Source organism: Nocardioides sp. NBC_00163 (genome assembly GCF_045206295.1).
Lineage (GTDB): Bacteria > Actinomycetota > Actinomycetes > Propionibacteriales > Nocardioidaceae > Nocardioides.
The window spans coordinates 5,217,032-5,235,335 of record NZ_CP108155.1 but is presented as its reverse complement, the minus strand read 5'-3'; the positions used below and the strand labels follow the sequence as shown (position 1 = coordinate 5,235,335).

The following is an 18,304-nucleotide window of genomic DNA, read 5'->3' as shown; positions in this document are numbered from 1 at the left end:
CGCGCCCGTCGGTCGTCCGCTCATAACCCGACTGGCCCGGCACCGCCGATGTGGAGGTGCCGGGCCAGTGGTCGGCACGCCGTTGTGCCTAGGCCTGTGGGCCTCAGACCATCAGTTGCCGGTCCGTCGGACGGATCGGCGCGGGCAGGTTGGTCGAGCCGGTGAGGAAGGTGTCGACGGCGGCCGCGGCGGCGCGGCCCTCGGCGATCGCCCACACGATCAGCGACTGTCCGCGACCCGCGTCGCCGGCGACGTACACGCCGGGGACGGAGGTGGCGAAGGAGTCGTCGCGGGCGACGTTGCCGCGAGCGTCGTACTCCACACCCAGCTGGGTGAGGAGGCCGTCCTTCTCCGGCCCGGTGAAGCCCATGGCCAGCAGCACCAGGTCGGCGGGGATCTCCTTCTCGGTCCCCTCCTTCTCGGTCAGCTTGCCGTCGATGAACTCGACCTCGACGAGCTTCAGGGCGCGTACGCGGCCGTCCTCGGTGCCTAGGAACTCCTTGGTGGAGACGGCGTAGACCCGCTCGCCACCCTCCTCGTGCGCGGAGGCGACCCGGTAGGTCATCGGGTAGGTCGGCCACGGCTGAGCATCGGGACGCTCCTCCGGCGGACGCGGCATGATCTCCAGCTGGGTGATCGACTCCGCGCCCTGGCGGATCGCGGTGCCGAGGCAGTCGGCGCCGGTGTCACCGCCACCGATGATGACCACGTGCTTGCCCTCGGCCAGGATCTGGTCGGGGACCGCCTCGCCGAGCGAGGCCCGGTTGGACTGCGGCAGGTACTCCATCGCCTGGTGAATCCCGTCGAGCTCACGCCCGGGGACCGGCAGGTCGCGACCGACGGTCGAGCCGTTGGCCAGCACGATGGCGTCGTAGCGGTCCCGGAGCTGCGCACCGGTGATGTCGGTGCCGACGTCGACGCCCGGACGGAAGACCGTGCCCTCGCGGCGCATCTGCGCCAGGCGCTGGTCGACCTGCGACTTCTCCATCTTGAACTCCGGGATGCCGTAGCGCAGCAGCCCGCCGATCTTGTCGGCCCGCTCGTAGACGGCCACGGTGTGGCCCGAACGGGTGAGCTGCTGGGCGGCGGCCAGGCCCGCGGGGCCGGAGCCGATGACGGCGACCGCCTTGCCGGAGAGCCACTCGGGCGGCTGCGGCTTGACGTGGCCCGCGTCCCAGGCCTTGTCGATGATCGCGACCTCGATGTTCTTGATCGTCACCGCGGGCTGGTTGATGCCCAGCACGCAGGCGGCCTCGCACGGAGCCGGGCAGAGACGACCGGTGAACTCGGGGAAGTTGTTGGTCGCGTGCAGCCGCTCCGAGGCGCCCTCCCAGTCGTTGCGCCAGACCAGGTCGTTCCACTCGGGGATGATGTTGCCGAGCGGGCAGCCCTGGTGGCAGAACGGGATGCCGCAGTCCATGCAGCGCGAGGCCTGGGTGTTGATGATCGGCAGCAGGGTCTTGCCGACCTTGCCCGGGTAGACCTCGTGCCAGTCCTTGACTCGCTCATCGACCGGACGACGGGTCGCGACCTCGCGACCGTTCTTCAAGAAACCCTTGGGGTCAGCCATGAAGGACCTCCATAATCCGCGCGGCAGCCTCGTCCTCGTTAAGACCCTCCTCGAGGGCCTCCTCCTGGGCTTCGAGCACGCGCTTGTAGTCACTGGGCATGACCTGCGTGAAGCGGGTCAGTGAGTTCGGCCAGTCGGCCAGGAGCGCCTCGGCGACGGCCGAGCCGGTCTCCTCGAGGTGGTCGCGGACCAGCTGCTCGAGCTCGGCGGCGTACTTCTCGTCCACCGGGGTGGCATCGTCCAGCTCGCTGTTGAGGCGCTGCTCCTCGAAGTCGAGGACCCAGGCGACCCCACCGGACATACCGGCCGCGAAGTTGCGCCCGGTCGGGCCGAGCACGACGACACGACCGCCGGTCATGTATTCGCAGCCGTGGTCGCCGACACCCTCGGTGACGATGCAGGCACCCGAGTTGCGGACCGCGGCCCGCTCCCCCACGCCTCCGCGGATGTGGATCCGCCCGCTGGTGGCGCCGTAGGCCAGCGTGTTGCCGGCGATGATGTGCTCCTCGGCCCGGAACCCGGCCGTACGCTCCGGGCGGATGACCACCCGGCCGCCGGAGAGGCCCTTGCCGACGTAGTCGTTGGCGTCGCCCTCCAGGCGCAGCGTCAGGCCGCTCGGGATGAACGCGCCGAAGGACTGGCCCGCCGACCCGGTGAAGGTGATGTCGATCGTGCCCTCGGGCAGGCCCTCGCCGCGGTAGCGCTTGGTGATCTCGTGACCCAGGATCGTGCCGACGGTGCGGTTGACGTTGCGGATCGGCAGCTGGGCGCGTACGGGCTCGCCGCGCTCGAGCGCCGGGGCCGCGAGCGGGAGCAGCTCGCTGACGTCGAGCGACTTCTCCAGACCGTGGTCCTGGCCCTTGGTGTTGTAGAGGGCCTGGTCGGAGAACTGCTGCGGCGACTCCACGCGGGTGAAGATCGGCGACAGGTCGAGCCCGGAGGCCTTCCAGTGGTCGATCGCGTCGCGGGCGTCGAGCGCCTCGGCGTGGCCGACGGCCTCGTCGATGCTCCGGAAGCCGAGCTCGGCGAGGAGCTCGCGGACCTCCTCGGCGATGTAGCGCATGAAGTTGACGACGTACTCCGCCTTGCCGGTGAACCGCTCCCGCAGGACCGGGTTCTGGGTGGCGACGCCGACGGGGCAGGTGTCGAGGTGGCAGACCCGCATCATCACGCAGCCGGAGACGACCAGCGGCGCGGTGGCGAAGCCGAACTCCTCGGCACCGAGCAGCGCGGCGATGACGACGTCGCGGCCGGTCTTGAGCTGACCGTCGGTCTGCACCACGATCCGGTCGCGCAGGCCGTTGAGGAGCAGCGTCTGCTGCGCCTCGGCGAGGCCGAGCTCCCAGGGACCACCGGCGTGCTTGAGCGAGGTCAGCGGGGAGGCACCGGTGCCGCCGTCGTGACCGGAGATCAGGACCACGTCGGCGTGGGCCTTGGAGACACCCGCGGCGACGGTGCCGACGCCGACCTCGGCCACGAGCTTCACGTGGACGCGAGCGCTCGGGTTGGCGTTCTTGAGGTCGTGGATCAGCTGAGCCAGGTCCTCGATCGAGTAGATGTCGTGGTGCGGCGGCGGGGAGATGAGGCCCACGCCCGGCGTCGAGTGACGCGTCTTGGCGACCCACGGGTAGACCTTGTGGCCGGGCAGCTGGCCGCCCTCACCGGGCTTGGCGCCCTGGGCCATCTTGATCTGGATGTCGTCGGCGTTGGTCAGGTATTCGCTGGTGACGCCGAAGCGTCCCGAGGCCACCTGCTTGATCGACGAGCGGCGCTTCGGGTCGTAGAGACGATCCGGGTCCTCGCCGCCCTCGCCGGTATTGGACTTGCCGCCGAGGAGATTCATCGCGACGGCGAGCGTCTCGTGAGCCTCCTTGGAGATCGAGCCGTACGACATCGCGCCGGTCGAGAAGCGCTTGACGATCGCCTCGACGGGCTCGACCTCGTCGATCGAGATCTTCTGGCGACCCAGCTCCTCGGCACCCTTGAGCTTGAAGAGCCCGCGCAGCGTCATCAGTCGCTCGGACTGCTCATTGACGCGGTCGGTGTACTGCTTGAAGACGTCGTAGCGGCCGCTGCGGGTGGCGTGCTGGAGCCGGAAGACCGTCTCCGGGTCGAACAGGTGCGGCTCACCCTCGCGGCGCCACTGGTACTCGCCGCCGATGGGCAGCGCGCGGTGGGCGTTGGCGACGCCGTCGCGCGGGTAGGCGGTGGCATGCCGCTTCGCGACCTCCTCGGCGATCACGTCGAGGCCGATGCCGCCGAGCTTGGAGGTGGTGCCGGTGAAGTAGCGCTCCACGACCTCCTTCGAGAGGCCGACGGCCTCGAAGATCTGCGCGCCGGTGTAGGAGGCGACCGTGGAGACGCCGATCTTCGACATCACCTTGAGGACACCCTTGCCGAGCGCCTTGATCGTGTTGGCCATCGCCTTCTCGGCGTCGGCCTTCACGTAGTAGCCCTCGTAGGCGAGGTCCTCGACGGACTCGACCGCCAGATAGGGGTTGACCGCGGCGGCGCCGTAGCCGATCAGCAGGGCGACGTGGTGGACCTCGCGTACGTCTCCAGCCTCGATCAGCAGGCCGACCTGCGAGCGGGTGCGCTCGCGGACCAGGTGGTGGTGGACGGCGCCGGTCAGGAGCAGCGACGGGATCGGCGCCATCTCCTGGGTGGAGTGGCGGTCGGAGAGGACGATGATGCGCGCGCCGTCCTCGATCGCCTGGGAGACCTCGGCGGAGATCTCGTCCAGGCGCGCCTGAAGTGCCTCGGCCCCGCCGTCGACCTCGTAGAGGCCGCGGACGATGTGGACCTGGAAGCCCGGCATGTCGCCGTCACGGTTGATGTGACGGATCTTGGCCAGGTCGTCGTTGGAGATGACCGGGAACGGCAGCACGATCTGACGACACGAGGCCGGTCCGGGGTTGAGCAGGTTGGACTCGGCGCCGATGGTGCCGTTGAGGCTGGTGACGAGCTCCTCGCGGATCGCGTCCAGCGGCGGGTTGGTGACCTGCGCGAAGAGCTGGGCGAAGTAGTCGAAGAGCATTCGCGGCTTGTCGCTCAGCGCCGCGATCGGGCTGTCGGTGCCCATCGAGCCGATCGGCTCGGCGCCGGTGTTGGCCATCGGCGCGAGCAGGATCCGGAGCTCCTCCTCGGTGTAGCCGAAGACCTGCTGGCGGCGGGTGACGCTCGCGTGGGTGTGCACGATGTGCTCGCGCTCGGGGATGTCGTCGAGGCGTACGAGACCGGCGTGGAGCCACTCGTCGTAGGGGTGCTCGGCGGCGAGCTCGGACTTGATCTCGTCGTCCTCGATGATGCGGTGCTCCGCGGTGTCGACGAGGAACATCCTGCCCGGCTGGACGCGGCCCTTGCGGACCACGGTGGCGGGGTCGATGTCGTCGAGCACACCGGCCTCGGAGCCGAGCACGACCAGGCCGTCCTCGGTGACCCAGTAGCGGGAGGGCCGCAGACCGTTGCGGTCGAGGACCGCGCCGATCTGGGTGCCGTCGGTGAAGACGACCGACGCGGGGCCGTCCCAGGGCTCCATCAGCGAGGAGTGGAACTCGTAGAACGCCTTGCGGGCGGGGTCCATCTCCTCGTGCTTCTCCCACGCCTCCGGGATCATCATCAGCATGGCGTGCGGCAGGCTGCGGCCGGCCAGGTGGAGGAGCTCGAGGACCTCGTCGAAGGAGGCCGAGTCGGAGGCGCCCTCGGTGCAGATCGGGAAGAGCCGCTCGAGGTCGCCGGGGATCAGCTCGGACTCGAGCAGCGACTCCCGCGCCTTCATCCAGTTGCGGTTGCCCATGACGGTGTTGATCTCGCCGTTGTGGGCGATGAACCGGAACGGGTGGCTCAGCGGCCAGCTCGGGAAGGTGTTGGTCGAGAACCGGCTGTGGACGACAGCGATCGCGGAGGCGACCCGCTCGTCGACCAGGTCGGGGAAGACCTCGGCCAGCTGGGGCGTGGTGAGCATGCCCTTGTAGACGATGGTGCGGCTCGACAGCGACGGGAAGTAGACGTCGGTCTCCTTCTCCGCGCGCTTGCGCAGGCAGAAGGAGAGCCGCTCCAGGGCCAGACCCGTGACGCGCTGCTTGGCGCCGGCGACGAAGAGCTGGCGGAAGGTCGGCATGACCGCCTTGGCGGTGGCGCCGAGGGAGTCGGGGTTGACCGGCACGTCACGCCACCCGAGGACCTCGAGGCCCTCCTCGGTCGCGATCTCCTCGACCATCTTCACGGAGCGCTCGACCTGGTCGGCGTCGCCGGGGATGAAGGCGGTACCGACGGCGTAGGCACGCTCGGCCGGAAGGTCGAAATCGACGACCTCACGAAGGAAGGCGTCGGGGACCTGCAGCAGGATCCCGGCGCCGTCGCCAGAGTTGGTCTCGGCGCCGGCGGCGCCGCGGTGGTCGAGATTCACCAGGGCACGGATGCCCTGCTTCACGATGTCGTGGCTGGCCACGCCGGTCAGCGTCGCAACCATGGCGACGCCGCAGGCGTCCTTCTCGAACCGAGGGTCGTAGAGGCCCTGGGGGGATGGATACGAGTGCTCGTACGGCACCGGGATCTCCCGTCTGTCCGGGCTCAGGCACGCACCGACCGACGCAGCCCAATAGCCCCGGATTTCTGACTCTGCTTCGAGTCCAGTCCGGAGCGGGGGATGTCTGCGACGAGTGCGCGCGCCCTTGCGGGGATGAAACTGGCAATCTGCAGGGGACAGCGTTGGCCCGCGCGAGTGCGGCTAGGTTACCACTGTGTCACGCGTAGGTTGCGAACGAGGGTCCATCGGTGGACACCCTCCCGCGAGGCGCTACGTTGCGCCCAATATCTGCGTCTGATCAGGCCTTTGTCGAGGATTCCTCGTCGTCGGTCCCGTTGTCGGCTGCGTTGCCGTCAGTGTCGCTCGCGGGTTCGTTCTCGGTGTCGTCGGTGTCGTTCTCGATGTCGTTCGCCGGGGCCTTGGCAGGATCGCTGTAGACCTCCTCCTCGAGACTACCCCGGCCGGTCACGGTGGCGTACGTCCACCACGCTGCTGCCAGGACGAACAGGATGATCGACATCCACTCGCTCCAGCGCAGGCCGAGCACGTTGACCAGCTGCACGTTGTCGATGCGCAGGGTCTCGATCATGCCGCGGCCGAGGCAGTAGGCCATCACATAGAGAGCGACCACACGGCCGCCGCCCAGACGCAGCTTCTTCTGCAGGTAGACGATCACGAAGAAGGCGAGGATGTCCCAGCAGAACTCGTAGAGGAACGTCGGGTGGAACGTGGTGCCGACCGGGAACTGGCTGGGACCGCCGGGGTAGAACGACGGGTCGATCTCCAGCCCCCAGGGCAGGTCGGTGGGCCTGCCGAAGAGCTCCTGGTTGAACCAGTTGCCCCAGCGGCCGATGCCCATCGCGAGCAGGCAGGTCGGGGCGATCGTGTCCAGCAGCGGGACGATCTTGATGCCCTTCTGCTTCGCGCCGATGACCGCGCCCACGGCGCCGAGCGCGATCGCGCCCCACACACCGAGCCCGCCGCGCCAGATGTAGAGCGCCTCGATCGGGTTGGCCCCGTCGCCGAAGTAGAGCTGCCAGTCGGTCATGACGTGGTAGATCCGGCCGCCGACCAGGCCGAACGGAACCGCCCACAGCGCGATGTCCTGGATGTCGCCGGCCCGGCCGCCGCGGGCCTGCCAGCGGCGCTCGGAGACCCATACGGCGACGATGATGCCGAGGATGATCGCGAAGGCGTAGCCGCGCAACGGGACCGGCCCGAGCCAGAGCACGCCTTCGGCGGGGCTGGGGATGGACATCGGGAGGATCATGCGGGGCCCTTCTTGGCTACTTCTGAGTGAGAAGGCGGTGGATGTCGTCGGCGAACTGCTTGGGAGAGGTGTTCATCGACCACACCACGCTGGCCTGTCCCTGGGAGACCGCCGAGACGTGGGTGTCGTGGACCCCGAGATCGTAGCCCCCACTGGGTAGCCGGTCGGCCTCCCCTATGTAGAGCCGCATCGACTCGGCCAGGGTGACGATCTCCTTCAGGTCACCGGTGAGGCCGATGAAGTCCTTGCCGTAACGGTCCAGGTACTCGCGCAGGACCTCCTCGGAGTCGCGCGCCGGGTCGGTGGTCACGAACACGACCTCGACCTTCTCCCGGTCCGCGTCGTCGAGGCGAGTCAGTGCCGCGGTCAGGCTCGACATCACCAGCGGGCACTCGTCAGGGCAGCTGGTGTAGCCGTAGAAGACCAGCGTCAGCGGCCTGTCGGCGTCGGTGGCCAACGAGTACGGCTGGCCCTCGGTGTCGGTCAGGGCGATGTCGGAGAGCTGGTACGGAGTGTGCTCCTGCCCGGTCATGGCCGAGGCCGGCGCCTGGCCGGTGCCGGCCGCGCCGCAACCGGTGAGCACCCCGATGAGGACGAGCAGGACGGGTAGGAGATGCCTCAACGCGCGCGGACTCCCGCGGCCAGGTCCTCGGTCAGGCTCGCCAGCGCTTTGAGCGCCGCCTGCTCGTCGGAGCGGTTGTCCAGCAGCGTACGCACGAAGGCGGAGCCGACGATGACCCCGTCGGCGTACGCAGCCATCTCGGCCGCCTGGGCGCCGTTGCTGACTCCGAGACCGACGCCGACGGGTAGGTCGGCCCCTGATCGGTTGAGTTTCTTCGTGCGGGCGACCAGCGGGGCGGCCAGGTCGGAGGTCTTGGCGCGGGCGCCGGTGACGCCCATGACCGCGGTGGCGTAGACGAACCCTCGGCACTGGGCCGTGGTCATCGCGATCCGCTCGTCGGTGCTGCTCGGCGCGACCAGGAAGACCTTGTCGAGGTCACGGGCGTCGGCGGCCTCGATCCACTCCTGCGCGAAGTCGGGGGTGATGTCGGGCGTGATCAGGCCCGCGCCGCCCGCGTCCTGCAGCTGCTGGGCGAAGCGGTCCACACCGCGGCGCTCGATCGGGTTCCAGCTGGTCATCACCAGGGTCGGCACCCCGGTCGCGGCCACGGCCTCGACGACGCGGAACACGTCGTCGACACGTACGCCGCCGTCGAGCGCCTGCTGCACCGCGTCCTGGATGGTGGGGCCGTCCATGACCGGGTCGGAGTAGGGCAGGCCGATCTCGATGATGTCGCAGCCGGCCTCGACCATCGTCGTCAGCGCCTCGATCGAGCCCTCGACCGTCGGGAAGCCCGCCGGGAGGTAGCCGACCAGGGCGGCGCGGTTCTCGGCCTTCGCCTTCGCGAACGCTACCGACGTACTCACTTTGCTTCTCCCTGCTTGCTGTCCCCGAGCCCGAAGTAATCGATGGCCGTGCCCATGTCCTTGTCGCCGCGACCGGACAGGTTGATCAGGATCGTGGCGCCCTCGCCGTGACGCTCCTTGATCTGCGGCGCGATCTTGATGGCGCCGGCGATCGCGTGGGCCGACTCGATCGCCGGGATGATGCCCTCCGAGCGCGAGAGCAGCGCGAAGGCGTCCATCGCCTCCTTGTCGGTGACCGAGGTGTAGGAGGCGCGGCCGGACTTGGCGAGCCAGGCGTGCTGGGGCCCGACCCCGGGGTAGTCGAGACCGGCGGAGATCGAGTGGGACTCGATGGTCTGGCCGTCGTCGTCCTGGAGCACGTAGGTGCGGGCGCCGTGGAGCACGCCCGGGTCGTTGGCCTGGATGGTGGCGGCGTGCCGGCCGGTCTCGAACCCGTCTCCCCCGGCCTCGAAGCCGTGGATCTCGACGTCCTCGTCGTCCAGGAACGCGGTGAAGAGGCCGATCGCGTTGGAGCCACCGCCGACCGCGGCGAGGACGGCGTTCGGGAGGCCGCCGAACTGCTCGAGGGACTGGGCCCTGGCCTCGTCGCCGATGCCGCGCACGATGTCCCTGACCAGCGTCGGGAACGGGTGCGGCCCGGCGGCGGTGCCGAACAGGTAGGCGGTGTGGTCGACGCTGGCGACCCAGTCGCGTAGTGCCTCGTTGATCGCGTCCTTGAGGGTGCCGCTGCCGGAGGGCACCGGGACGACCTCGGCGCCGAGCAGCCGCATCCGGGCCACGTTGAGCGCCTGGCGGTCGGTGTCGACCTTGCCCATGTAGACGGTGCAGTCGAGACCGAAGTAGGCAGCCGCGGTCGCGGAGGCCACGCCGTGCTGGCCGGCGCCGGTCTCGGCGATGACCCGGGTCTTGCCCATCCGCTTGGTCAGCAGTGCCTGGCCGAGCACGTTGCGGATCTTGTGGGCGCCGGTGTGGTTGAGGTCCTCGCGCTTGAGGAGGACGCGTACGCCGAGCTGCTCGGAGAGCCGGGTCGCGTGGTAGAGCGGGCTCGGCAGGTTGGCGTAGTCACGCAGGATCGCGTCGAACTCCTCCACGAACTCCTTGTCGGCCTTCGCGTCCTGCCACGCCTCGTCGAGCTCGATGAGCGCCTTCATCAGCGCCTCGGGCATGAAGCGGCCGCCGAATCCCTCGGCCTCGCCACCGAACCAGCCGAACTCGTCGGCGTCGTAGCTCGTCGTTTCGTGGATGTGAGTTGTCATGGCTGGTCCTAGCCTTGGATTCCGGTGAACTCGGCGACCGTGCCTTGCGGGTCGCCATGCTTGACCAGCGCCTCGCCGACCAGGACCGCGTGGGCCCCTTCGGCGACGTGGCGCTTGACGTCGGTGGCGGTGAAGATGCCCGACTCGGCGACCTTCACCCGGTCCTCGGGGATGAGCGGCGCGAGCCGTCCGAAGACGTCCTGGTCGATCTCCAGGGTCTTCAGGTTGCGGGCGTTGACGCCGATCAGGTCGGCGCCGATGTCGACCGCCCGGGCGACCTCGGCCTCGTCGTGGGTCTCGACCAGCACGGTCAGCCCGAGCTCACGCGCCTGGTCGTAGAGACTGCGCAGCGTGTCGTCCTCCAGCGCGGCCACGATCAGCAGCGCGAGGTCGGCGCCGGCTGCCCGGGCCTCCAGCAGCTGGTAGGGCTCGACGATGAAGTCCTTGCGCAGGATCGGGGTGTCGACGGCGGCGCGGACCGCGCGCAGGTCGGCGAGGGACCCGCCGAAGCGGCGTTCCTCGGTGAGCACCGAGATCGCGGCGGCACCGCCGGCGGCGTACTTCTGGGCCAGCTCGGCCGGGTCCGGGATGTCGGCCAGGGCGCCCTTGGAGGGGCTCTTCCGCTTCACCTCGGCGATCACGCTGCTGCCCGCCGCACGGAAGTGCGGCATCGGGTCGCGGGGCGCGTCGACGTCGGCCAGCAGGGCCCGCAGATCCGCCTCGGACACCGTCGCCTGGCGCTGCGCCAGGTCCAGACGTACGCCGTCGATGATCTTTTCGAGCACCGACATGTTTAAACCTCTCGTTTCCGGGTATGACCCACGTGCAAAGCCTCTCACCCGAACCGTGACACGCCCGATTTGGCGCCACAGTGCGGGCGGGAAACGTTAAGTTTCTTCCATCTCTACCCAACTCGCCTGACTTTGGAGGTCAGACACACATGAGCTACGGAACTCCTCCGCCGCCGCCCCCGTACGGTTCGCCGGCACCCGGGCAGCAGCCCGGTCAGCCTGCGGGCAACAACAAGAAGGCGATCTGGGCACTTGTCCTCGGCATCCTCGGCTGTATCTGCTGCGGAATCTTCACCGGTATCCCGGCGATCATCCTCGGCAAGATGGCCCAGAACGAGATCGATGCCTCCGGCGGAGCGCAGGGCGGGCGTGGCATGGCCACCGCCGGCTTCATCCTCGGCATCGTCGCCATCGTCCTGTTCGTCATCGGGCTCATCCTGAACCTGTCCGGTGCTCTCGACTTCAGCGGCAGCACCACCACGTACTGAGCTGAGTCCATGTGAGCTCGGCTCTTTGAAATCAGCGAGGCCCCCGGCGATTCCGCCGGGGGCCTCGCTGTTTCACAAGCTCAGTGTGACTCGACGTTGAAGCCGAGCTTGGCGAGCACGATGAAGAGCAGGCCGCCCGCGACGGTGACGGCGACGCCGACCCAGAAGACGAACCAGCTGATCGGGTCGAGCATCATGGCGACGCTTCCGATGAGGAAGCCGAGGAGGCCGACCGCGACTGCGATCCAGGCTGCCGGGGTGTTGCCGTGGCTGGCGGACATGCGATGACTCCTCTACGAGTTCTCTTGCTGAAGCGAAGCCCGAAGCGATGCAGGTGGGCTTGGCTGCAGTGTATTCATTGATCCCCCGTTGTCGGGTCCCGACCCTCGTCCAACGACTTCCAGACATCGATCGTGGACTGCTCCTCCAACGGCTTCTGCTCCGGCTTCGCGGTGGCCGGGGCGTCGTACCTGCGGCCCATCTCGGGCCACGAAGGAGCCAGGCGTACGGCCGCGACCGCCGCCGCGACGGTCAGGACCCCGCCGAGGAGCGCGAGGTAGGGCCAGGGGGTGGTGGTGTGCTCGGTCTCGCCCCAGACCACCTCGGAGTCGATCGCCCGGCCGAGCGCGTCGATCCCGGCATGGCCGAAGAAGGTGACGATCACGCCGATCCCGGCCAGGCCCGCGAGGGCGGCCACCAGGCGGCGTACGAGACCTCGGGTGACCAGGACCACGCCCCAGGCCGCGAGGGCGACCAGGGCCAGGCCGGTGGTGGCCGGCGAGTCGTTGAGGTCGGTCGGCATCTGGGCCGGGGCGGTCACCTTCACCCATTCGTTGGAGCCGGCCCACGCGGCCAGGGCCGCGCCGGCGAGTCCGGCGATGACGGTGGGGCCGAAGGTGGCCTTCATGAGATCAGGCCGGCGTCGAAGCAGGTGTGGTCGCCGGTGTGGCAGGCGGGGCCCTCCTGGTCGACCTTGAGCAGGATCGTGTCGCCGTCGCAGTCCAGGCGGACCTCCTTGACGTACTGCCGGTGGCCGGAGGTCTCCCCCTTGACCCAGTACTCCTGCCGGCTGCGGGACCAGTAGGTCGCCCGGCCCGTCGCGAGCGTGCGCGCCAGGGCCTCGTCGTCCATGTAGCCGAGCATCAGCACCTCGCCGGTGTCATGCTGCTGCGCCACCGCGGGCACCAGCCCGTCGGGGTTGCGCTTGAGGCGGTCGGCGATGGCGGGGTCCAGTCCCTCGCTCGTGGGTCCAGTAGTCACGCCTCCAGTATCCCGCCGGGCAACAGTACGGACACAACCGGCATGTCGCGGCGCTGATCGGGCGCCCTCGAGGCCCCGGGCTGCCAGACTCTGCCGGTCATCTGGGCCGGTCTCGGTACGGCCCTGTCAGCCGACTCGTCGAGTCGACTATTCAAACTGGAGAACACCGCACCATGGCTAACCCCACCCCGCAGCCGGCACCGGCGAAGCAGACCGACACCAGCGCCCTCGTGATCGGCATCCTGGTCACGCTCTTCTGCTGCCTGCCCTTCGGCATCGTCTCGATCGTCAAGGCCGTCCAGGGTGACGCCGAGGGCGCCAAGAAGTGGGGCATCATCGGCGCCATCACCGGCGTCGTCGTGATCGTCCTCTACATCATCGCCTCGGTCGTCCTCGGCGTCGGCATGGCCCAGTCGGGGACCATGTGACCACACCCTCACGGGTGCGCGCGGGGCTCGTCCCACTGGCCGTCGTGGCCGGCGGGGCGGGCCTCGCGGCCGTCTTCGCCACCTCTCCCGGGCTCGTCGCCTACGTTCCGCCGTGCCCGATCCACGCTCTCACCGGCATCGACTGCCCCGGCTGCGGGATGACGCGCGGCACGATGTCGCTGCTGTCGGGTGACGTCTCCGGCGCGATCGGCCACAACGCGCTGATGTTCCTGCTCGGGCTGCCGATGCTCGCGCTGCTCTGGCTCTTCTGGCTTCGCGGCCGCGTCGGCGGTCGCCCCGCGCCCGGCTGGGCGCGCTCCCCCGCAGCCCTCTACTCCTGGCTGGCGTTGACCGTCGTCTTCACGGTCGTCCGCAACCTGCCCTGGGCGCCGTTCACCGCACTCGCGGCGTAGCGTCGCCGCTACCGGTCGGCGAAGTACGCGGCGCTGGCGTCGTCGGCCGGGTAGTACGACTCGATCGCCACCTCGTCGAGGGTGATGTCCATCGGGGTCCCGAAGGTGGTGATCGTCGAGAAGAGGTTCAGCTCTCGGCCGTCGACACGAAGCGTCATCGGGATCACGACATCCGCCTCGAGCGCGAGCGACCATTCGTCATCCTGGCCGACGGGTGCCAGCACCTCCTCGTAGAGCCGGGTCAGCTCGGGGTCCGCGACGATGGCGAGCTGACGCCTGACCCGCGCTCGGAACACTGCACGTACGTCGGCCAGGTTCACGACGAGAGGTGCCAGGCCCCGAGGGTCGAGGCCGAGGCGTACGAGGTTGACGGGTGGTTCGAGCAGCTCGGGGTCGACGCCGGCGAAGAACCGGTCGACCGCGCGGTTGGTCATCAGGATGTTCCAGCGACGGTCGACCACCAGGGCCGGGTACGGCTCGTGGGCACGCAGAACCCGGCCGATCGCGTCGCGAGCGGCCGCGAGCGCATCGTCCTCGAGGGGCCGCTGGGTGTAGCGCGGCGCGAAGCCGGCGGCGAGCAGGAGTCGGTTGCGGTCCCGGAGCGGGATGTCGAGCTGGTCGGCGAGCCGGAGGATCATGTCGGTGCTCGGCCGGGACCGGCCGGTCTCGACCAGGCTGACGTGGCGTGCCGAGACATCGGCGGCGATCGCCAGGTCGAGCTGGCTGAGGCGACGACGATGCCGCCATTCCCGCAACATCTCGCCCACTGTGTACACAGGCCCCAGGATCGCTCATCAGCAGGTCGTGCGCCATGAACTCCCATGTCATCGACACCGGTCCGGGACGCCGAACACACTGGCGGCATGACCACACAGAGCACATCCACGGACGCCGTCAGGGCTGTCACCACCGCCTTCGCAGGGCTTGTCGCGACCGGTGACACCGGGCCGCTCGAGCAGCTGCTCGCCCCGGACTTCCGCCAACATCGACCGGACGCGACCTCGTCCACCAAGGAGCAGTGGCTCGACGCCGTCGGCGGCTCGCTCGAGCGGATCGACGGCATGGAGGTCGAGGTGAAGCACGTGCTGGCCGCCGACGATCACGTCGTGATGCACACCCGTCGCCGGCTGCCGGGCGGACCCGAGATCACCGTCGTCGACATCTGCCGGTTCGAGGGCGCGATGATCGCCGAGGTCTGGGAGATCATCGAGCCCGCCGCCGAGGCCGCCGCCCACCTGTCGTGGTGGGACGCCTGAGCTCTCGGTCTCAGCTGCCCTGCTGGGCGACCCAGGAGGCGTGCAGGCGTGCGTACGTCGAGCCGGCCTGCGCCACCAGGTCGCTGTGCGGGCCGCGCTGGGCGAGGCGTCCGGCGTCGACGACGATCACCTCGTCGGCCGCCTCGGCGGTGGAGAGCCGGTGGGCGATGGTGACCGACGTACGACCGCTCATCAAGCGCTCCAGGGCCCGGTTGATCCGCATCTCCAGCCGCGGGTCGACGGCGGAGGTCGCCTCGTCGAGGACGAGCAGGTCGGGGTCGGCCAGCTGGGCTCGCAGGAGCGCCACGAGCTGGCGCTCGCCGGCCGAGAGCGACTCGCCGCGCTGCCCGACACTGGTGCGGACGCCGGCGGGGAGACCGGCCAGCCAGTCCCCCAGGCCGAGGATCCGGGCGGCCTCCTCGATCTCCTCGTCGGTCGCGTCCAGCCGCCCGTAACGGACGTTGTCGGCCAGGGTGGAGTCGAAGAGGAAGCCCTCCTGCGGGACGAGCACGACGCTGGTGCGCAGCGAGGCGTTGCCGATCTCGCGTACGTCGACGCCGTCGAGACGGACCCGGCCGTCGGTCACGTCCATCACCCGGGTGAGCAGCTTCGCGATCGTCGACTTCCCCGACCCGGTCTCGCCGACCACGGCGACCCGGCGGCCGGGCGCGATCTCGAAGGAGATGTCGTGCAGGACCGGACGGCCGCCGGGGTAGGCGAAGGTGACCGCGTCGAACTCGATCGAGAGCGGGCCACGGGGCAGGACAGTGCCGGCCGCGCCCGGGTCGACGAGGTCGGCGGGCGTGTCCAGGATCCCGATCGTGCGCCGCCAGGAGGCGATCGCGTTCTGCGCGTCGGTGAGGATCTGCGTACCCATCTGCACCGGGCCCACGAACAGCGTCACCAGGAACGCGAAGGCCAGGATCTCGCCGACGGTCAGCGCGCCGCTCGTGCCCTGGTAGGCGAGCGCCAGCAGGACGCCACCGACGATCACGCCGGCGTTGGCGAGGCCGCCGGAGAGGCCACCGAGACTGAAGAAGACCGAGGTGTAGGCCTGAGCCTTGATCTGGGCGGCGCTGGTGGCGTCGATCTCGCGGTCGATGCGCTCCTGGGTGCGGTCCTCGACGGCGTACGCCTTCACCACGGCCGCGCCGACGACCGGCTCGGAGACCGCGGAGAGCATCTTGGCGACCTGGCGGCGGGAGAGGGTGTAGGCCGCGGACAGCTTGCGCTGGAAGAACCGCAGGCTCAGGAAGAGCGGGCCGAAGCAGAGCCACACCAGGATCGCGAGCTGCCAGGAGTAGATCACCATCACGACGGTGGCGATCAGCATCTGCCCGATGCTGACGATGAAGAGCAGACCGCCGAAGACGATGAACTGGCTGACCTGGTCGACGTCGCTGGTCACCCGCGAGACCAGCGCCCCGCGGTGCTCGGTCGACTGGGTGAGCATCGGCAGGTCGTGGACGTGCCGGAAGGCCTTCGTACGCAGCGTCGCCAGGCCTCGCTCGGCGGCGGTGAAGAGCCGGCTGGTCATCTTGAACGACGCCCAGCCGGTGACCGCGATGGCGACCACCGCGATGAGGCCGGCGCGCAGGACGTAGCCGAGGTCGGGGCCGTCGGGACCGCTGAGGCCGTTGTCGAGGGTCTGCTGGACGACGACAGGTACGACGACCTGCCCGACGCTCGCGACCACGGCCAGCGCGAAGGTGCCGCGGATGCCCTCGACCAGCTCCGGGGAGTGCTTGATGCCCCGGCGGATGGTCTCGATCGCACCGAGCTCCTCGCCGCTGCCGACCCGGGTCTCGGGCTCGAGGGTGGCGGTCACTGGGCGGTCTCCGGGGTCTCGTAGGCGTTCACCAGGCGGGCGTAGGACTCGTCGCGGGCGAGCAGCTCGGTGTGGGTGCCGCGGTCGCGGATGCGGCCGTCCTCGAGGTGCACGACCTCGTCGGCGAGCGCGATGGTGGCCTTGCGGTAGGCGACCACGATGAGGCTGGTGTCGTTGGCGCCGTCACGCAGCGCGGCAAGGATGCGCTGCTCGACCTCCGGGTCGACCGCCGAGGTGGCGTCGTCGAGGATCAGGAGTCGTGGGCGGCGTACGAGCGCTCTCGCCAGAGCGAGGCGCTGACGCTGCCCGCCGGAGAGGCTCGCGCCCCGCTCGCCCAGGGTGGTGTCGAGGCCCTTCGGCAGCGCCGTGACGAAGCCGTCGGCCTGGGCCGCCTTGAGCGCCGACCAGACCTCGTCGTCGGTGAGGTCGGCGCCGAGGGTGACGTTGCCGCGTACGGAGTCGTCGAAGACGAAGGCCGTCTGCGGCACCAGCGCCGCGACCCGGGCCCACTCCCCCGCGCCCAGGTCGCGCAGGTCGGTGCCGTCCAGGGTGATCCGGCCGGTCTCCGGGTCGACCAGCCGCGCGAGCAGCATCGTCAGGGTGCTCTTGCCCGCGGCGGTCTCGCCGACAATCGCGACCGTACGCCCCGGCTCGACCTCGAAGTCGACACCGTCGAGGAGCGTCGGGCCGCCGGCGTAGGCGTAGGAGATGCCGTCGACCCGGACGCGGGCGCCGGTCGGCTCGCGGCTGGTCGTCTCTTCGCCGTAGGCCAGACGTCCGGTCGCGTCCAGCACCCGCTGGACCCGCCGGTAGCCGACCACGCTGCGCGGGAACTCCCCCAGCAGCCAGCCGAAGGAACGGATCGGGAAGGCGACGATGGTGAGCAGGAAGCTGATCTGGACGACGTCACCGGGCGCCGCGGCACCGCTGGCGACACGGCCGACGCCGACGGCCAGGACGGCGAGCACCCCGATGTTGGGCAGCGCGGCCAGGATCGGGTCGAAGGCGGCGCGGAGCCGGCCGGCGTGGATGTTGACGTCGCGCAGCTCCTGGGCCTTGTCCTGGAAGCGGGTGGTCTCCTCGGCCTCGCGGCCCAGCGTCTTGACGACGAGCGCGCCGTCGAAGGACTCGTGGGCGATCCCGGAGAGCTCCGCGCGCAGCTGCTGGGCACGGGTCATCAGCGGGGAGGAGAAGCGCTGGAAGACCAGGTTGGCGACGACGACCGCCGGGAACACGAGGATCGCGACCGAGGCCAGGACGACGTCGGTCCAGAACATCTGCCCGATCGCGATCACCATCATCGCGAGCGTCCCGACCGCCATCGGCAGCGGCGCGATCGGCGCCCATGACGCCTCGACGTCGGAGTTGGCGTTGGAGAGCAGCTCGCCGGTCGGGTGCCGGTGGTGCCAGGCGAGGGGAAGCGCCAGATACTGCCGGGTGACCGCGCGGCGCGAATGGGCCTGCATGCGGTACTGCATCACCCCGGCGCCCAGCCGCCGCGCCACCACCCCGACGGCCCGCAGGATCGCGACACCGACGAAGAGTCCGACCACGGCCCACAGCCAGCCGGCGCCGATCTCGCCGTCGCGCAGCGCCGGCACCAGCACATGGTCGGTGGACCAGCCCAGCACCCAGGCGTCGGCGACGGTCAGCGCACCGAAGAGCGCGGAGCCCAGAGTCGAGAGGGTGAAGACCGCCCACTCGCGCCGGATGGCGACTCCGAGAACCTTGAACCCGTCGGTCGTCGTGGCCCGCTGGGGTATTTGTTCCTCGTCGCTCATCTCGAGG

General features: G+C 69.7%; 17 protein-coding genes. 4 read left to right on the top strand and 13 right to left on the bottom strand.

The window, feature by feature from the left end:
- Window positions 1-103 precede the first annotated feature (103 nt).
- The 7 genes from OG801_RS25110 to trpC all read right to left on the bottom strand — a co-directional run bounded on the left by OG801_RS25110 (window position 104) and on the right by trpC (window position 10,843).
- Window positions 104-1,570 (bottom strand): glutamate synthase subunit beta, encoded by a 1,467-nt coding sequence (locus OG801_RS25110; RefSeq protein ID WP_406031815.1) that lies wholly within the window; start codon window positions 1,568-1,570, stop codon window positions 104-106.
- Complete coding sequence (gene gltB / locus OG801_RS25105) at window positions 1,563-6,119, bottom strand: glutamate synthase large subunit (protein ID WP_406031814.1); 4,557 nt, start codon at window positions 6,117-6,119, stop codon at window positions 1,563-1,565. The genes OG801_RS25110 and gltB overlap by 8 nt, the downstream gene beginning before the upstream one ends.
- 277 nt (window positions 6,120-6,396) lie before the next feature.
- A complete protein-coding gene (gene lgt, locus OG801_RS25100; protein WP_406031813.1) occupies window positions 6,397-7,356 on the bottom strand; it encodes a prolipoprotein diacylglyceryl transferase in 960 nt (319 codons plus the stop codon).
- 28 nt (window positions 7,357-7,384) lie between these two features.
- Window positions 7,385-7,990, bottom strand: coding sequence for an SCO family protein (locus tag OG801_RS25095; protein WP_406031812.1), 606 nt, complete (start codon window positions 7,988-7,990; stop codon window positions 7,385-7,387).
- Entirely contained in the window at window positions 7,987-8,796 is an 810-nt protein-coding gene (gene trpA / locus OG801_RS25090) for a tryptophan synthase subunit alpha (RefSeq protein WP_406031811.1), read from the bottom strand. The genes OG801_RS25095 and trpA overlap by 4 nt, the downstream gene beginning before the upstream one ends.
- Window positions 8,793-10,052 (bottom strand): tryptophan synthase subunit beta, encoded by a 1,260-nt coding sequence (trpB, locus tag OG801_RS25085; RefSeq protein WP_406031810.1) that lies wholly within the window; start codon window positions 10,050-10,052, stop codon window positions 8,793-8,795. Before trpB ends, trpA begins: the two co-directional genes overlap by 4 nt.
- An 8-nt stretch (window positions 10,053-10,060) precedes the next feature.
- Complete coding sequence (trpC, locus tag OG801_RS25080; protein WP_406031809.1) at window positions 10,061-10,843, bottom strand: indole-3-glycerol phosphate synthase TrpC; 783 nt, start codon at window positions 10,841-10,843, stop codon at window positions 10,061-10,063.
- A gap of 149 nt (window positions 10,844-10,992) precedes the next feature.
- On the opposite strand from trpC, the gene OG801_RS25075 reads away from it, so the two are divergent.
- On the top strand, window positions 10,993-11,331 hold the full coding sequence (locus OG801_RS25075; protein WP_355021878.1) for a DUF4190 domain-containing protein: 339 nt from the start codon (window positions 10,993-10,995) through the stop codon (window positions 11,329-11,331).
- An 80-nt stretch (window positions 11,332-11,411) separates the two neighbouring features.
- On the opposite strand, the gene OG801_RS25070 is transcribed toward OG801_RS25075, so the two are convergent.
- The 3 genes from OG801_RS25070 to hisI form a co-directional block, all read right to left on the bottom strand.
- A complete protein-coding gene (locus OG801_RS25070; protein WP_350661342.1) occupies window positions 11,412-11,612 on the bottom strand; it encodes an HGxxPAAW family protein in 201 nt (66 codons plus the stop codon).
- Window positions 11,613-11,686: 74 nt separating this feature from the next.
- Complete coding sequence (locus OG801_RS25065) at window positions 11,687-12,238, bottom strand: Trp biosynthesis-associated membrane protein (RefSeq protein WP_355021877.1); 552 nt, start codon at window positions 12,236-12,238, stop codon at window positions 11,687-11,689.
- The gene (gene hisI / locus OG801_RS25060; RefSeq protein ID WP_355021876.1) at window positions 12,235-12,591 is read right to left on the bottom strand and encodes a phosphoribosyl-AMP cyclohydrolase; all 357 of its coding nucleotides are present in this window, start codon (window positions 12,589-12,591) and stop codon (window positions 12,235-12,237) included. Before hisI ends, OG801_RS25065 begins: the two co-directional genes overlap by 4 nt.
- 173 nt (window positions 12,592-12,764) lie before the next feature.
- On the opposite strand from hisI, the gene OG801_RS25055 reads away from it, so the two are divergent.
- The gene (locus OG801_RS25055) at window positions 12,765-13,019 is read left to right on the top strand and encodes a CD225/dispanin family protein (protein ID WP_355021875.1); all 255 of its coding nucleotides are present in this window, start codon (window positions 12,765-12,767) and stop codon (window positions 13,017-13,019) included.
- Window positions 13,016-13,432 carry a DUF2752 domain-containing protein gene (locus tag OG801_RS25050; protein ID WP_406031808.1) on the top strand — a complete coding sequence of 139 codons (417 nt, stop codon included), beginning with the start codon at window positions 13,016-13,018 and terminating at the stop codon, window positions 13,430-13,432. The genes OG801_RS25055 and OG801_RS25050 overlap by 4 nt, the downstream gene beginning before the upstream one ends.
- 8 nt (window positions 13,433-13,440) lie before the next feature.
- Here OG801_RS25050 and OG801_RS25045 read toward each other — a convergent pair whose 3' ends face one another.
- A complete protein-coding gene (locus OG801_RS25045; protein ID WP_406031807.1) occupies window positions 13,441-14,190 on the bottom strand; it encodes a helix-turn-helix domain-containing protein in 750 nt (249 codons plus the stop codon).
- Window positions 14,191-14,295: 105 nt separating this feature from the next.
- Here OG801_RS25045 and OG801_RS25040 point away from each other — a divergent pair, with 105 nt between their 5' ends.
- Window positions 14,296-14,688, top strand: coding sequence for a nuclear transport factor 2 family protein (locus OG801_RS25040; RefSeq protein ID WP_406031806.1), 393 nt, complete (start codon window positions 14,296-14,298; stop codon window positions 14,686-14,688).
- A 10-nt stretch (window positions 14,689-14,698) separates the two neighbouring features.
- Here OG801_RS25040 and OG801_RS25035 read toward each other — a convergent pair whose 3' ends face one another.
- Both OG801_RS25035 and OG801_RS25030 read right to left on the bottom strand, forming a co-directional pair.
- On the bottom strand, window positions 14,699-16,516 hold the full coding sequence (locus OG801_RS25035; protein ID WP_406031805.1) for an ABC transporter ATP-binding protein: 1,818 nt from the start codon (window positions 16,514-16,516) through the stop codon (window positions 14,699-14,701).
- On the bottom strand, window positions 16,513-18,297 hold the full coding sequence (locus tag OG801_RS25030; RefSeq protein WP_355021870.1) for an ABC transporter ATP-binding protein: 1,785 nt from the start codon (window positions 18,295-18,297) through the stop codon (window positions 16,513-16,515). The genes OG801_RS25035 and OG801_RS25030 overlap by 4 nt, the downstream gene beginning before the upstream one ends.
- Between the last annotated feature and the right edge of the window lie 7 nt (window positions 18,298-18,304).

Bases quoted from the DNA above. Each gene is read 5' to 3' on its own strand.
- OG801_RS25110 (WP_406031815.1), bottom strand. From the start codon at position 1,570: ATGGCTGACCCCAAGGGTTTCTTGAAGAACGGTCGCGAGGTCGCGACC.
- lgt (WP_406031813.1), bottom strand. From the start codon at position 7,356: ATGTCCATCCCCAGCCCCGCCGAAGGCGTGCTCTGGCTCGGGCCGGTC.
- trpB (WP_406031810.1), bottom strand. From the start codon at position 10,052: ATGACAACTCACATCCACGAAACGACGAGCTACGACGCCGACGAGTTC.
- trpC (WP_406031809.1), bottom strand. From the start codon at position 10,843: ATGTCGGTGCTCGAAAAGATCATCGACGGCGTACGTCTGGACCTGGCG.
- OG801_RS25075 (WP_355021878.1), top strand. From the start codon at position 10,993: ATGAGCTACGGAACTCCTCCGCCGCCGCCCCCGTACGGTTCGCCGGCA.
- OG801_RS25070 (WP_350661342.1), bottom strand. From the start codon at position 11,612: ATGTCCGCCAGCCACGGCAACACCCCGGCAGCCTGGATCGCAGTCGCG.
- OG801_RS25065 (WP_355021877.1), bottom strand. From the start codon at position 12,238: ATGAAGGCCACCTTCGGCCCCACCGTCATCGCCGGACTCGCCGGCGCG.
- OG801_RS25055 (WP_355021875.1), top strand. From the start codon at position 12,765: ATGGCTAACCCCACCCCGCAGCCGGCACCGGCGAAGCAGACCGACACC.
- OG801_RS25045 (WP_406031807.1), bottom strand. From the start codon at position 14,190: ATGTTGCGGGAATGGCGGCATCGTCGTCGCCTCAGCCAGCTCGACCTG.
- OG801_RS25040 (WP_406031806.1), top strand. From the start codon at position 14,296: ATGACCACACAGAGCACATCCACGGACGCCGTCAGGGCTGTCACCACC.
- OG801_RS25030 (WP_355021870.1), bottom strand. From the start codon at position 18,297: ATGAGCGACGAGGAACAAATACCCCAGCGGGCCACGACGACCGACGGG.